The organism is Ferrigenium straubiae (genome assembly GCF_051257895.1).
In the GTDB taxonomy this organism is placed as follows: Bacteria; Pseudomonadota; Gammaproteobacteria; order Burkholderiales; family Gallionellaceae; genus Gallionella; species Gallionella straubiae.
In genome coordinates this window covers 1,862,117-1,875,845 of sequence record NZ_CP194331.1, presented here as the reverse complement: position 1 = coordinate 1,875,845, position 13,729 = coordinate 1,862,117, and the positions used below count along the sequence as shown (strand labels likewise).

The 13,729-nt window shown below is 53.0% G+C and carries 14 protein-coding genes; all 14 read left to right on the top strand.

The genetic code is table 11. The features are described 5' to 3' along the window. Positions 1-3: 3 nt before the first annotated feature. The 14 genes from ACRRNM_RS09060 to ACRRNM_RS08995 all read left to right on the top strand — a co-directional run bounded on the left by ACRRNM_RS09060 (position 4) and on the right by ACRRNM_RS08995 (position 13,727). Positions 4-831, top strand: coding sequence for a class I SAM-dependent methyltransferase (locus tag ACRRNM_RS09060; RefSeq protein ID WP_435627903.1), 828 nt, complete (start codon positions 4-6; stop codon positions 829-831). A gap of 192 nt (positions 832-1,023) precedes the next feature. Next, positions 1,024-2,151 (top strand): dTDP-4-amino-4,6-dideoxygalactose transaminase, encoded by a 1,128-nt coding sequence (rffA, locus tag ACRRNM_RS09055; protein WP_435627902.1) that lies wholly within the window; start codon positions 1,024-1,026, stop codon positions 2,149-2,151. A gap of 52 nt (positions 2,152-2,203) precedes the next feature. Beyond that, entirely contained in the window at positions 2,204-4,021 is a 1,818-nt protein-coding gene (locus ACRRNM_RS09050) for a hypothetical protein (RefSeq protein ID WP_435627901.1), read from the top strand. 171 nt (positions 4,022-4,192) lie between these two features. Beyond that, positions 4,193-4,975 (top strand): glucose-1-phosphate cytidylyltransferase, encoded by a 783-nt coding sequence (rfbF, locus tag ACRRNM_RS09045; RefSeq protein ID WP_435627900.1) that lies wholly within the window; start codon positions 4,193-4,195, stop codon positions 4,973-4,975. Beyond that, a complete protein-coding gene (gene rfbG / locus ACRRNM_RS09040; RefSeq protein WP_435627899.1) occupies positions 4,960-6,036 on the top strand; it encodes a CDP-glucose 4,6-dehydratase in 1,077 nt (358 codons plus the stop codon). The genes rfbF and rfbG overlap by 16 nt, the downstream gene beginning before the upstream one ends. Further along, positions 6,033-6,482 carry a dTDP-4-dehydrorhamnose 3,5-epimerase family protein gene (locus ACRRNM_RS09035; RefSeq protein ID WP_435627898.1) on the top strand — a complete coding sequence of 150 codons (450 nt, stop codon included), beginning with the start codon at positions 6,033-6,035 and terminating at the stop codon, positions 6,480-6,482. Before rfbG ends, ACRRNM_RS09035 begins: the two co-directional genes overlap by 4 nt. Next, positions 6,479-7,441 carry an NAD-dependent epimerase/dehydratase family protein gene (locus ACRRNM_RS09030; protein ID WP_435627897.1) on the top strand — a complete coding sequence of 321 codons (963 nt, stop codon included), beginning with the start codon at positions 6,479-6,481 and terminating at the stop codon, positions 7,439-7,441. Before ACRRNM_RS09035 ends, ACRRNM_RS09030 begins: the two co-directional genes overlap by 4 nt. A 1-nt stretch (position 7,442) precedes the next feature. Then, entirely contained in the window at positions 7,443-8,351 is a 909-nt protein-coding gene (locus ACRRNM_RS09025) for a glycosyltransferase family 2 protein (RefSeq protein WP_435627896.1), read from the top strand. 17 nt (positions 8,352-8,368) lie between these two features. After that, positions 8,369-9,421, top strand: coding sequence for a DegT/DnrJ/EryC1/StrS family aminotransferase (locus ACRRNM_RS09020; protein ID WP_435627895.1), 1,053 nt, complete (start codon positions 8,369-8,371; stop codon positions 9,419-9,421). Between the two features lie 81 nt (positions 9,422-9,502). Continuing rightward, entirely contained in the window at positions 9,503-10,291 is a 789-nt protein-coding gene (locus tag ACRRNM_RS09015) for a class I SAM-dependent methyltransferase (protein ID WP_435627894.1), read from the top strand. A gap of 43 nt (positions 10,292-10,334) precedes the next feature. Then, entirely contained in the window at positions 10,335-11,363 is a 1,029-nt protein-coding gene (locus tag ACRRNM_RS09010) for a lipid II:glycine glycyltransferase FemX (RefSeq protein WP_435627893.1), read from the top strand. Beyond that, the gene (locus tag ACRRNM_RS09005; protein ID WP_435627892.1) at positions 11,360-12,148 is read left to right on the top strand and encodes a polysaccharide deacetylase family protein; all 789 of its coding nucleotides are present in this window, start codon (positions 11,360-11,362) and stop codon (positions 12,146-12,148) included. Before ACRRNM_RS09010 ends, ACRRNM_RS09005 begins: the two co-directional genes overlap by 4 nt. Further along, positions 12,145-12,780 (top strand): YdcF family protein, encoded by a 636-nt coding sequence (locus ACRRNM_RS09000; RefSeq protein ID WP_435627891.1) that lies wholly within the window; start codon positions 12,145-12,147, stop codon positions 12,778-12,780. Before ACRRNM_RS09005 ends, ACRRNM_RS09000 begins: the two co-directional genes overlap by 4 nt. Next, positions 12,777-13,727 (top strand): glycosyltransferase family 2 protein, encoded by a 951-nt coding sequence (locus ACRRNM_RS08995; RefSeq protein ID WP_435627890.1) that lies wholly within the window; start codon positions 12,777-12,779, stop codon positions 13,725-13,727. Before ACRRNM_RS09000 ends, ACRRNM_RS08995 begins: the two co-directional genes overlap by 4 nt. Positions 13,728-13,729: the final 2 nt, after the last annotated feature.

The window sequence follows — 13,729 nt, the reverse complement described above, 5'->3', positions numbered from 1 at the left end:
CTTATGGATTGCCCGGCCTGCGGCCATGCTCCGGTGGTGGTAGATGGCTTCATCGCATATGCCCCGTTGCTTTCCCGCGTGGGCGGCGGATTTGATGCGGCACGCTTCTCGGACTTGGCTCGTTTGGAAGAAGCCAATTTTTGGTTTCGATGCCGTAATAAATTGATTCTCTGGGCAATAAGAAAATATTGTCCAAGTTTCCATTCGTTTCTTGAGATTGGTTGCGGGACGGGGTTCGTTATATCTGGTATTGCAAAATCTTTTCCTGATACGACGTTGTATGGTAGTGAGATATTTACGGCTGGTTTGGAATTCGCCTCCGCCCGATTGCCATCAGCGAATCTCATGCAAATGGATGCCCGCAATATTCCCTTCTATAATGAGTTCGATGCAATCGGGGCCTTTGATGTTCTGGAGCATATAGAAGAAGATGAACTGGTTCTTGCCCAGCTTCATTCTGCACTTAATCCTGATGGTGTGATGTTGTTAACTGTGCCTCAGCATGAATGGTTGTGGAGCGCAACAGACGAGCGTGCTTGCCATGTCAGGCGTTATGAGGCTGCAAATTTTCAACGCAAGATCAAATCTGCGGGTTTTGAAATAGTGCGTTCAACGTCATTTGTATCTATTCTTCTGCCTGCGATGATGGTTTCCAGGTTTTTTAAGAGGAGAGGGGCGGATGGGGTTGATGCCAGGGCGGAGCTTGCGATCTCCCCTTTTCTGAATTTATTGTTCCTGTGCCTGCTTAGCATTGAACTTGTTTGCGTGAAGATTGGACTGGATTTTCCTTTTGGCGGCTCTAGGCTAGTCGTTGCAAAGAAGATACGATGAGCCGATTTCAGGCGTGGTGTGCGTTGTCGGGTGAATATAATTATGGAAACGCTGAATAAGTCGTCATTCCCGCAAAGCCGGGCTTGTTCAGCACCTATTCTAATTAGGCAGCCCATTTTTCAAGTAAGTCATGGCTGCGCTGTGGAACCTCAATGCCTGACGCGGATAAACATTAGAGGACGGTGGTAGGCAGTGAAGATCCCCTTCAATAAGCCATACATGACAGGCAATGAGTTGCCTTATATATCTCAGGCGCATGCCAATTTGCATCTGGCAGGCAACGGGCAGTTTACGACTAAGTGCTGCGATTGGCTGGAAAAAAATATTGGCTGCTATCAGGCCCTGTTGACGCACTCTTGTACTGCCGCGCTGGAAATGGCGGCGATACTCATCGGTGTTCAGCCGGGTGATGAGATCATCATGCCCTCCTACACGTTCGTTTCTACTGCGAACGCCTTTGTGTTACGCGGCGGGGTTCCTGTGTTTGTGGATATTCGCCCCGATACGCTGAACATCGATGAATCAAAGATTGAGGCGGCGATCACTTCCAGAACCAAGGCCATTGTGTCCGTGCATTATGCGGGAGTGGCTTGCGAGATGGATGCGATCATGGCCATCGCCAATTACCACAATCTGGTCCTCATCGAGGATGCGGCGCAAGGCATCATGTCGACCTACAAGGGGCGGCCGCTCGGTAGCATTGGCCATCTGGCGGCGCTAAGCTTCCATGAGACGAAGAATATTATTTCGGGTGAGGGTGGAGCGTTGTTGGTGAATGCGCCCGAGTATGTTGAGCGCGCCGAGATTCTTCTGGAGAAAGGAACAAACCGAAGCCGCTTCTTCCGCGGACAGGTGGATAAATACACTTGGGTGGATATTGGCTCGTCATATCTGCCGGGTGAGATCATCGCCGCATTTCTTTGGGCACAGATGGAATATGCTGGCGCGATTACAGAGCGTCGCTTGGCGGTCTGGGATGGGTACCATGAAGCTTTCCAGCCATTGGAAGAGGCGTGCAAACTGAGGCGTCCCATCATACCTTTGGACTGTCGGCAGAATGCGCATATGTATTATGTTCTGTTGGATTCTTTGGCGACCAGGACGCGGGTGATCGATAGGTTAAAGCAGCAGGGCATTAATGCGGTGTTCCATTATGTCCCATTGCATAGCGCACCTGCCGGCATTCGGTATGGCAGGGTGCATGGGGGTATGGCGGTCACCGATTCTGTTAGCGGCAACTTGTTGCGCCTCCCGTTGTGGGTTGGCCTTTCTCGGGAGCATCAGGCTTATATCGTTGGAGCGTTGGTAGATGCGATCTAATTCTATCTCAAATTCGTCTGGTTTTTTGTCAGAGTCTGCTCCTCTAAAAACCATGCACAAGCATTTTGGTAATTTGTTCCTTTTAGTGATGTTGGTATTCGTATGCCATGGATTGATGTTGCTCAATGACGGCATATACTGGGACGATTGGATGCTCCATGGGGTGTACCTGAATAATGGTGCGGCGGGGCTTGTTGACCTCTTCCGAGAGGTGGGTAATCCGGTAGCTGGGTATCTTCACTCGGTGCTATGGCAGACTCCGAACCCTAAGCTTTCTTATAACTTAGTGGCGTTCCTCAGTATCATGTTGTCGAGCCAGTTGGTTTATTTACTGGCTTCGCGAGTGCGTTTTCTGAGTTTGCGAGAGAGTCTCTTTGTCGGGGCTATGTTTTGTTGCTTTACGGCATATCAGACCTATGTGCTCCAGATAGCGCTTTCGGCCAGATTCTGCTATTTCTTGTTTTTGATGGCCGCCTATATTGCGTTGCAGGCCCTCCGGATGGATAGGGGGGCTGGTTTTCTGTTGCGGACACTAGCATTGGTAATTTTTGCCATCAGTTTTTTTTATAACTCATTGCTGGTCCTATATTTTTCCTTTTTGGTATTGTTATTTCTGGAGTGCCGGGGCGAGTGGGAGAATAAAAATCTGACGGGTAGGATTGCAGTTTCTCTGCGGTATGCTGATTTCATTCTGTTGCCGTTCGTTTATTGGGCACTCAAGAATATCCTCTGGAAGCCATCTGGAAACTACGAGGGCTACAACCATCTGCTGTTGGAGCCGGTTCGCTGGCTCGATGGCTTGATGGGTTTTGCAGAAAATTCGTTTTTCATGCAGCTTTATCACGCCGTTAAGTTGGGTAAGGCATATCCGATAGCCGTTGTGCTGCTTACTGGCATATTTATTGTCGTGACATGGTTCGTGAGCAGGATATGGCTGCGGGAAGAAGGGAGCAGTTCATCCAATATGCCGGTGAGTTTTAAACGCATCGGCGGATTCGCTTTGCTGGGAACGTTCCTTGTTTTTGCCCTCTTGCGCTACGTTGTTATACCTTCTGCGTTGTTCGGTGAATCTTCAGCCGTCAGAGAGTGGAGTGCATTCCATGTCTTTCTTGTAAGTTTCATGATTGCAGGCATGCCTGTGCTGCTATGGCGAATTTTTGCTTTGGTTGAGACGAGGAATCTGGCTTTTTATTCATTGTTTATGATGCTCTGCGCCATTTTTCCTTATGTCCTGGTGGGGAAAGCCCCCTTCTATAGCGGAACGGGTACGCGTTATGCATTGCTGGTCAGCCTCCCAGTCGCGCTCATGCTCGTGGTGCTCGGGCGCGCCTTCGCATCCATGGCGTTCAGCAGAACGTCAGCGGTTGTCCTGCGTGCTTTTGCAGGCTTCCTCATGGCGACCTTTGTCCTTGTGAGTGCGATGATTTATATCGAATGGCAAGTGCGATGGATCAAGGACTCGTCGATAATTGAGAACCTGAAAAAACTCCCGACAGAGCAGGTTGATCGGGTCAACGTTATCTTTGTGGATGATCAGTTCCCGGTTCTCGATATCAGCTATAACTATTACGAATACGCTGGAATGTTCAAGGCGGCCTGGAATGAGGAGAAACGGCTTGGGTTTTCAAGTTTCAATGAGATCACCCCGGAAGAATTTATCCGTAGATTTCCCCTGCAGTTGAATATGCTCAAGGATTTCCAATTGGGAGGATGCAGAGCGGCAATACGAATCAGACAGGCTGACCCCGGGGTGAGTCACGCGAGTCTTGTCGCCGCTTATTATTCGAAACGATTCGTTCAGCCGGAGGCGCTCCCTGTCTTTTTGGGCGGAATCAGTGTTGTCGAAATGTCGGATATGTCCTGTCCTTAAGGGGCAGCCGGAGCGATCAAGTCTCCTGGCTTTTGCAGGGCTTAACGAGCCGGAGTTGCGCAGCCGATGCGCCCGACAGGTTCGTTGTGTCCTGTGATCGAATCGACAGTATAATTGATGGGATATGCCGATTCCTTATTAAGAAGGAGCGCTATTTATATGAGTAAGAACATGAAAGTAGTAATTCTGTGTGGCGGACAAGGAACGCGCATTCGTGACGTAAGCGAGAATATGCCCAAACCGATGATCACGGTGGGCGGGTTGCCGATTCTTTGGCACATCATGAAATATTATGCAAGCAAAGGGCAAAAGGAATTCGTTTTATGTCTCGGCTATAAGGGCCAAGCTATCAAGGATTTTTTCCTCAACTATGAATCCCAGACGAGGGACTTCTCGGTCACATTGGGCGGGGCAAGGGAGATCGAGTATCACACCGATCATGAAGAGGCCGATTGGCGTGTGACGCTGGCGGACACAGGGCAGGATGCCATGACGGGTGCGCGCGTGCGGAAGATACGCAAATATATCGCTGATGATAAGCATTTCATGCTGACATATGGCGATGGTGTGGGGGATGTGGATATTGATGCGTTGATCAAATTCCATATCGATCATGGCCGCATCCTTACAGTGACAGGGGTGCGTCCACCCGGGCGCTTCGGCGAGTTGATGCATTCTCCCGAGGGCGTGGTGACGGAATTCAACGAGAAGCCTCAGGCAACAGGCGGGCGGATATCCGGCGGCTTTTTCGTGTGCCGGAAGGAAATATTCGATTATCTGAATGACCGCGAGGATTTGGTGTTCGAGCTTGAACCGATGCGTAAATTGGTGTCGGAGGGACAGATGGTGATGTATCCGCACGATGGTTTCTGGCAGCCGATGGATACCTATCGGGATTATATGTACCTTAATGGTCTCGTAAGCAAGGGTGAGGCTCCGTGGATCAAGTGGTGAACCGATCACTGGAGAAACTCCGGGGGTGTCGCGTCCTTGTGACGGGGGACACCGGCTTCAAGGGCTCCTGGTTGTGCTTGTGGCTGCATCAACTGGGCGCGCAGGTTTTGGGGTATGCGCTTCCGCCGGAGCAAGAGGATGCTCACTTCAATCTGTTGAATATGGAAGAGCTAATCGAGCACGTTACTGGCGATATCCGCGATCTTGCATCCGTGCAGGCCGTCTTTGACCGTTTTCAGCCGGAGGTCGTATTCCATCTGGCGGCGCAGCCGTTGGTGCGGTATTCGTATGTGGAGCCCAAGCTCACATTCGATACGAATGTTGCCGGGTCGGTCAATATTTTTGAGGCTGTCAGGTCATGTGATTCGGTCAGGGCTTTTGTCTGCGTGACCTCAGACAAGTGCTATCGCAATAACGAATGGATATGGGGTTATCGCGAGAACGACGAGCTAGGCGGACATGATCCATACAGCGCATCCAAGGCTGCTGCAGAGCTGGTGTTTTCCTCCTATCAGGATTCGTTCTTCTTCGCGCGATCAGATTTTGGTGCGGCAACTGTGCGGGCAGGGAATGTGATCGGCGGCGGCGACTGGGCCGCCGACCGTATTGTGCCGGATGCGGTCCGCGCATTGAAGGTGGGAGATCCGATTTATCTCCGCAACCCGAATTCGACGCGCCCTTGGCAGCATGTGTTGGAGCCCCTGTCCGGCTATCTGCTGGCCGCGGTCAATTTGCTCGAGCGCCCTGAAGTTTTCAGGGGTGCTTGGAATTTCGGCCCAGATACGCAATCCATTCGTACAGTGGGTGACTTGGCGCAGTTGATCGTCACAGCATGGGGGAGTGGACGAGTCGAGTTCGCTCCGCAGACCAGCGCACCTCATGAGGCGCGGTTGCTTCATTTGAACTGCGATAAGGCGCATCAGTTGATGAAGTGGCACCCGAAGTGGGGAGTGGAGCGTGCGATTGCCGAAACAGTGGATTGGTATCGTGATGTGCATAAAGGCGGCAACGCATTTGACATCTCTAGCAGACAAATATTGGCATACATGGAGTCGAAATGATCGAAGGCGTGAAAATTACTCCCTTGAAACAAATCCTGGATGAACGTGGAAAGATCATGCACATGATGCGTGGTGATGCCGCGGATTTTCATGGGTTCGGGGAGATCTATTTCTCCTGCGTGCATCCCGGCGCCATAAAAGGATGGCATATCCACAAAGAAATGGTGCTGAACTATGCCGTGCCGCACGGCAACATAAAATTTGTACTTTATGATGATCGTGCGAACAGCCCTACGCGAGGTGAGCTTCAGGAGATATTTATGGGGCCGGATAACTATTGCCTGGTTACGGTGCCGCCTCTGGTTTGGAATGGTTTCAAGGGGATCGGGCAGGAAATGGCCATTGTCGCAAACTGTACGTCCATTCCTCATCGAGCCGATGAGATCGAGCGCATGGATCCGTTCGATCCGGCAATTCCATATCGATGGGAGATCAAGCACCGATGAGCGACGTGGTTCTGCTTACCGGGGGACTGGGGTATGTCGGCGGGCGTATATCCCACCATCTGCTCGAGGCGTCGGATTACCACCTCAGGATAGGGACGCGTGATGCGTCGCAGCCGAAGCCAGAATGGCTGGGTCGGGGTGAGATCGTTTCATTGGACTTGCTGGATGAGGCATCACTTGCAGCGGCTTGCCGCGGGGTGAAGTGCGTGATTCATCTGGCCGCTTTGAATGAAATCGACAGTGCGGCCGACCCGGAGCAAGCCCTTATGATAAACGGACTAGGGTCGCTGAAGTTGCTGCGCGCCGCTATCAGAGCTGGGGTCGAGCGCTTCATCTATTTTTCAACGGCACATGTTTACGGCAGCCCACTGGCAGGTCGATTGACCGAGGAGAGTCTGCCGCGCCCACAACATCCCTATGCGATCACGCACCGGACCGCAGAAGATTTTGTTCTTGCTGCGCGGGATAAGAACGAGATCGATGGAATCGTGGTTCGCCTTTCCAATGGGTTTGGCGCTCCCGAGCGGGCGGAAGTCAATCGCTGGTCGCTCCTGGCCAACGATCTCTGTCGGCAGGCTGTGACGGCGAAAAAATTGGTGCTTCGCTCATCCGGCCTCCAATATCGGGATTTCATCACCCTGACAGATGTCGGCAGAGCAGTTTTGCATCTGTTGGATCTCGCGCCGGAAGCTTGTGGCGATGGCCTGTTTAATCTTGGCGGAGAGGCCCCCTTGCGCATCATCGATGTGGCGGAAAAGGTTGCGGAACGGTGTGAGGCTGTTCTGGGCTTCAGGCCGGAAATACATAAGCCGCCAAGCTCTGCCGATGAGCAGGTGTTGTCGCTTGACTATCGGATGGATAGGTTAAAAGGAACGGGCTTTTACCTGTTGGCCAACATTGACGAAGAGATAGAGGCGACTCTCCGGCTGTGTCAGCGCTCTTTCGGGCAGAAGGGCTGACATGATCAGTCCGGCAGTCTCGGTAATCATCCCGACATACAATCATGCACAGTTCCTGAGGGCGGCCCTTCAGTCCGTCATCAATCAGACCTTTGCGGACTGGGAGGCAGTGGTCGTCAACAACTATTCTGAAGATGATACGGTTCAAATTGTTGCTTCGTTCAATGACCCGCGAATCAGGCTGGTCAACTTTCGCAATCATGGCGTGATTGCGGCATCAAGAAATCATGGCATAGGTCTGGCGACCGGCAAGACGATTGCCTTTCTGGATTCGGATGATGTCTGGTATCGCGAGAAGCTGCAACGATGTATGGATGTAATAGGCGATCAGGTGGATGTCGTGTGCCATGCCGAGGCTTGGGTAAAGGAAAATGCGCCGCCACGTGTCGTGATGTATGGTCCGCAATTGAGGACATGCTATCTTTCCCTGCTCTATGACGGGAATTGCCTGTCGACTTCGGCTATCGTCGTGCGGAAATCGGCTCTGGATAAAGCAGGAGGTTTCAGTGAGGATTCGCAGATGGTCACGGCGGAGGATTATGAGCTTTGGCTGCGCCTGGCAAAAAAAGGTTGTTCCTTTGTGCTGATTGAGGAGGTCCTGGGTGAGTACCGTTTGCATGGCGGGAATCAAAGCAAGGCGGTAATGCGCAATCTCGGCGCCGAACTGGCGGTGCTTCGGAAGCATTTTTCAGAGATCCGCGATGATGGCATAGCGACGCGTCTGAAGATGCAAAGACGCTTTGCCCTTGCTTACTATACGGCGGCGCGAGGGATGCAGGCCGAGGGCGATCATGTCAGTGGAATGAAGCTGCTTCTCCGGTCGTGGCTGAGATATCCGTTCATACCGAAACAGTATGCCGCAGCTTTGATAGGGCTACTGGGATTTCTCAAGCCACGTGGGGTTAGTTGACCCAAGGTGATGAGGAGGTGAAGAAGCTGGCCGGACTCCTGTATGGCGGGTGTCGCCCCCTGCCTCAGCCGGGTGAATTACCTCCTCCGCTGCGAGGCAGGGATTTCAGGTTCTTTGCCTACGGACGACATGCGCTCTTTGAAGCATTGATTCTGGCCGGCGTCAGAAAAGATGATGTGGTGCTTCTTCCCGAATATATATGCGGCGAAACGCTGTCCGCTGTGAATGCCTGTGGGGCGAGGGTGGAGTACTATCCTGTGGGGCTGAATATGGAACTCGCTGTTCCCCCGGAGGTTTTGCCGAAAGCGCGAGCAGTCCTTGCAATCAATTATTTTGGCTTTCCTCAGGCACTGGCGCCATTCGCAGCTTATTGCTACAAGAGTGGCGCGGTATTGATCGAGGATAATGCGCACGGCTTTCTGAGTCAGGATGAAGGTGGTGAATATCTTGGGATGCGCGGATGCGTGGGTATTTTCAGCTTCAGGAAGTCCATGCCGCTCGTAAATGGCAGCGGGCTCGTAGTCAACCAACCTGACACAGTCAGCACCCTTAAAGCGCAGCTGCCTTTTGTGCACTATGCAAGATCTCGGATCTTCCGAATAAAGGGATTCCTGAGGCAGTTGCCCCGATGGAATATGGCCGGGCTGTTATATGCATTGATCAGTCTGGACAGGGGGGTCCGCAAGTTGCGTACAGGCAGCGATTATGTAAGGTCGGGAGTCGAGGAAGAGTTAGAGTTGCCGGGGCGGCCTGAACCGGATGCGAGCTTACTGCAAGCCTTGAAATCACTGGATGTGGAGGGTGAGATTTCAAGACGAAGACGCCTGTATCTCGGGTCTCAAGAGCTTGTGGGTGATTATGGCGGGATCCCGGTCTTTCCACGTCTGCCGGAACATGTTGTTCCTTACTGTTTCCCCTTTCGTGCGCCACCGGAGCGAATCGAGGCTATAAGGCGAGCATTAAGGAAGCAATATCTGGACTGTTATCTTTGGCCGGAATTGCCGTTGGAAATCCAGAAAAAATCGGTCGAACGGTACCAAGACGTCTGGGTGATTAACTTTATTTGGTGATTCTAGGATACCCCAGATAATTACGCCCTCGCCGAGGGTTCGGACTTGGCAACCGGGATTCTGACAATGAGGGAGAGTAATATGACTATGGAAGATGCGGCTTGGGCAAGGCCAGAGGAGCTCAAAAAAACCGAGGAAGAGGCTATAAAGCGTGCACAGGCTGGAGAATTGAGTTCCGAAAACGATTATTCGGCATACTACGCATATAAGACAGGTGCCAACCGGGATCTAATCAAGCACCATGCAGTATCCGAAGATGTTCTGGCATCCGAGTACGTCACAAACGTTAATGCGCTCATGGGAATGTTGGGGGTGGGATTCCGAGGGAACGTCATGGATCTGGGTTGCGCAATTGGGATCATCCCTGAACATATTCGGAACGTCTCTGGTGTGGAAAAAGTAACAGGGATTGATATTTCAGAAACCGGGGTCGACGTCGCGCGCAGGGACTACCCGAAATGTTACTTTCTATGCCAGCCTGCAGATGAGTTGTCCAATATCACGGGTGATTCGATAGATGTGATTCATGGGCGAGAGTTCTATCCCTTTACGAGAACGAATGACCTCGATTTTCAGATCAATTGCCTCAAGGGTTATCTGTCCAAACTAAAACCTGGAGGAGCGGTCGTTCTTTCAATGGTGTGCTTGAGCAAAGGTATTTGTACCAATTGGATTGCGGCTAGAAGTCGATTGTTGAATGAGGGTTATTCGGTTGTCGAGAGACGAGTGCTCATACACGATGCTATTTTTAGGCGTCTCGGCAAAGTTTGTTATAAACAGTCGCTTAATGGATTCTTGGTCATGATGCAGGGGATGATAAGTTTTGCCTTGGGGAAAAAACAGCGATATGTCTACATCATGGTCAGGTGATACGGCTGATAATTCAACTTTAGTATCTTGATGGTTCATTTATATGTCTGGTTGGGAATGTTGTTCTGAGATAGTTGCGGCGGCGCAGTGGGATGAGAATCTGGCACTGGCCGATGACCATACGGTTTTTCAGTCCCATGGCTGGGGGGAATATAAGAGAGCTGCGGGATGGGAGCCCCTGCGCTACTGGTGTCGGGATAAGGATGGGCGCGTTCAGGGAATGGCCCAGTTCCTCCTGAAGAGATTGCCGTTGGGTATCGGGTTGTTATGGGCTGCTGGCGGTCCGGCGTTGGTCTTCCCAAGCAAGAGTCAGATCCAGGCGAGCGAGTTGTTGCGGGAGTTGCTGGAGGTGCTGGATAAAAGCCATCCGCGCGCACTGATCCGTTTTCAGAGCCATTCGCCCCATGATTCAGCGCTGGTCTACGATATCAGCAAGGTATGTCACAGGCCGGCCGCTAGGCTCAACAGCGGTTTCAGTATCCGGATGGATCTGGGTTCGCTGGATGAGGCGGCATTCCGGAAGCAGATGACGTCCAAGCATCGTTACTATACGAAGAAGGCTGCCGAAGCCGGTATCAGCTGGTCGGTCGGTAATGGCGACCAGCAATTGCGTGAGCTGGCGGCGCTCCATCGCGAGATGGTTCAGGCCAAACAACTTGGATCGATTGCGACGAGTTATGAAGAGCTTGAGCGTATGAGGAACGCATTGGGCGACCATGTCCTGATAGTCAATGGGTGCTTGAACGAGACACCGCTGACTTCTTGCCTGGTTCTGCTCTTTGGAAAGAAGGCGTTCTATATGGTGGCATCGACAGGCGAGAAAGGACGGGATGTCAGCGCGGCCTATGCGATGGTCGAACAATTGATTCAGCGATTGCGCGAGCGTGGGATATCCTGTTTTGATTTTGGCGGAATCGACCCGGTCAATAAATCTGCGAGTGGCGTGAATCATTTCAAATGCGGCTTCGGCGGTCAAATAACCGAATATGTCGGCGAATGGGAATCCGCGAGTTCCAGATTGATCCAATCGGCGCTTAATTTCGCAATACGGAAGCGCGGGGGGCGGGTTTGAGCCTGGCTCAGTTCGGTCATCGATTCCTCACCGAGTTGGTCGCATTGAGCGGGGCTTGCCGCGTGCCCCAGAATGGCCTGCGCATATTGATGTACCACGCAGTGGGCGGTCGGGCTGACAATGACCATCTCGGCTATTACAACATCACTGCCGAACGTTTCGCACGGCATATGGAGATATTGAACCAGACCGCCGGGCTCACCGTGTCCCCTGTCACCCAGGCCGCCTGTGAGGCGGACAGTGCGAAAGTGGCCATCACCTTTGATGACGGCTACCGGGATAATTTGCGGGTTGCGGCGCCCATTCTGCTGGCGCGCGGCATGCCGTTCGCGGTATTTGTGGCGACTCGATTCGTACGAGACCGGCATCCGGACTTCCTGTCACCGGAGGAAGTCCGCGAACTGGCAGCGCTGCCGGGTGCGACTATCGGTGCCCATGGGGATACGCACGTGCCGCTCGCAGGCTGCGATGATCATTCTCTCGCCAGAGAACTGGCTGATAGCAGGGCCTATCTGGAGGATCTGACGGGGCGTGCGGTGACGACGATGTCCTATCCCCATGGTTCGGTAGATCGGCGCGTACGCGATGCGGTCGAGGCTGCCGGATACGATCATGCAGGATGCAGTCATATCGGCATCAACCGTTCAACTTGCGATCCCTTGCTGCTGGCGCGCACCACGATATTCGCTCAGGACGGCGAACGTTCCCTCAGGAGGAAACTGGCTGGTTGCTGGGATTGGTATGGTCGACTGCAGCCACAACCTGTGGGTATGAGAGTGCCATGAAGCGTTGCCTGCTCGTTATTGCGGCCATCCATCTGCTGCTGCTCGCGCTAGTGGTGAGTTTCTTGGCGGGCGCGGCGGCATGGTTGCGGGATCCGGAAGCGCCCGCAAAGTCCGATGTCATCGTGGTGCTGGCCGGTTCGGTGGAGCGCGCTTTCTATGCTGCGGACCTGTATCGTCAGAACTTTGCTCCGCTGGTTCTGGTGAGCAGTCCGGAGCGGGAGGCTGGGCAGCGCATGCTGGATGATCTGGGGATGAATTTGCCCGCAGAGGAAGACATCAATATCCAGGTATTGCAGCGCAAGGGTGTCCCGCTTGAGCATATTCGTGTCATCGGGACGGGTGCGCGCAGCACTTTCGAAGAGGCGCTGGCCGTGCGCGACGAGATCTCAGGCAAATCGCTGCGGATAATGGTCGTTACTTCGCCATACCATGTACGCCGCACAGGCATGATCTTTCGCAAGATATTGGGCGATGTGCCTGCGGAATTGCACGTCGTCGGCAACGTCTATGAGAAGTTCCCGGAGCAATGGTGGAACGACCAGGGGGCTGCGCGCAATGTTCTGCTGGAGAGCGCAAAAATAGCGTACTACCTGCTGGGAGGTGCTTTTTTGAGTCATGAGGGCAAGCAATGAGTGAGCCGCAGTCAGGTGAACGCGTCGCGCTCGTCATCCCGATACTGAACGAGGCGGCCACCTTGCCGCCGTTGCTGAGCGCAATACAGGGCCAGACCCGGCTCCCGGATGAGATCGTCTTTGTCGACGCCGGTTCGACCGATGCCAGCCTGAGCGTCATCTCCGCCTGGTGGCAGGAGCAGGGTTGGCCGGATGGCGCTTGTCGGGTCGAAGTGAATCCAGGCGGATATCCAGGGCACAACCGCAACATTGGGGTTGGTATCACCACCTGCGAGTGGATCGCCTTCATCGATTGTGGCATCTACCCGGAGCCCGACTGGCTGGAACGGCTGTTGGCTTGTGCAGGCCAAACGGGCGCGCCAGCCGTTTTTGGCTTGTGCGATTTCTTCGCAGAGGGTGCGATCGCCAAGGCAGCCTGTGCGCTCAGTTATGGACTGGGGAGCGAACACCCCGTATTGCCTGCGTCTCTCTTCCAACGCAGCGCCTTTCTAAAAACGGGGATGTTCGAGGAACAGCTTCGTGCGGCCGAGGACGTCAAGTGGATGGCCTTGCTGGAATCCTGGTCTGGCCCCAAGGTGGTGTGTTTACAGGCGCGGGTTCATTACCGCGTTTTCCCAGATTCAATCCCTGCCATTGCCAGAAAGTGGTATCTGTACAAGAGCCATGTCATCAAAGCGGGAATCGGCGTCAAGTACGATTTATTGCAACTGGTTGTTGTTGTTGGATGGCTGATTATGCTGTCCATATCGCTGCAGATAGCGGCCTGGAGTGTATTGGTTTATGTGGTTTTGCGCGGTATGGTTGATCCAGTTCGGCGTAGCAAGCAAAGAAAATGGTGGGATGGGCAGACATCTTCATTGCTATGGGCTCCCATTGTTGCTCTTGTAATAGATGCTTCCAAGTTGCATGCTAGCCTAGATGGATATGTGAAGCGAATAAGGGGGTGACA

What these genes read in the sequence shown, in the direction of transcription:
- ACRRNM_RS09035 (WP_435627898.1), top strand. Translation starts at nt 6,033, where the DNA reads ATGATCGAAGGCGTGAAAATTACTCCCTTGAAACAAATCCTGGATGAA.
- ACRRNM_RS09015 (WP_435627894.1), top strand. Translation starts at nt 9,503, where the DNA reads ATGACTATGGAAGATGCGGCTTGGGCAAGGCCAGAGGAGCTCAAAAAA.
- ACRRNM_RS08995 (WP_435627890.1), top strand. Translation starts at nt 12,777, where the DNA reads ATGAGTGAGCCGCAGTCAGGTGAACGCGTCGCGCTCGTCATCCCGATA.
- rfbF (WP_435627900.1), top strand. Translation starts at nt 4,193, where the DNA reads ATGAAAGTAGTAATTCTGTGTGGCGGACAAGGAACGCGCATTCGTGAC.
- ACRRNM_RS09030 (WP_435627897.1), top strand. Translation starts at nt 6,479, where the DNA reads ATGAGCGACGTGGTTCTGCTTACCGGGGGACTGGGGTATGTCGGCGGG.
- ACRRNM_RS09010 (WP_435627893.1), top strand. Translation starts at nt 10,335, where the DNA reads ATGTCTGGTTGGGAATGTTGTTCTGAGATAGTTGCGGCGGCGCAGTGG.
- ACRRNM_RS09000 (WP_435627891.1), top strand. Translation starts at nt 12,145, where the DNA reads ATGAAGCGTTGCCTGCTCGTTATTGCGGCCATCCATCTGCTGCTGCTC.
- ACRRNM_RS09060 (WP_435627903.1), top strand. Translation starts at nt 4, where the DNA reads ATGGATTGCCCGGCCTGCGGCCATGCTCCGGTGGTGGTAGATGGCTTC.
- ACRRNM_RS09050 (WP_435627901.1), top strand. Translation starts at nt 2,204, where the DNA reads ATGCACAAGCATTTTGGTAATTTGTTCCTTTTAGTGATGTTGGTATTC.
- ACRRNM_RS09025 (WP_435627896.1), top strand. Translation starts at nt 7,443, where the DNA reads ATGATCAGTCCGGCAGTCTCGGTAATCATCCCGACATACAATCATGCA.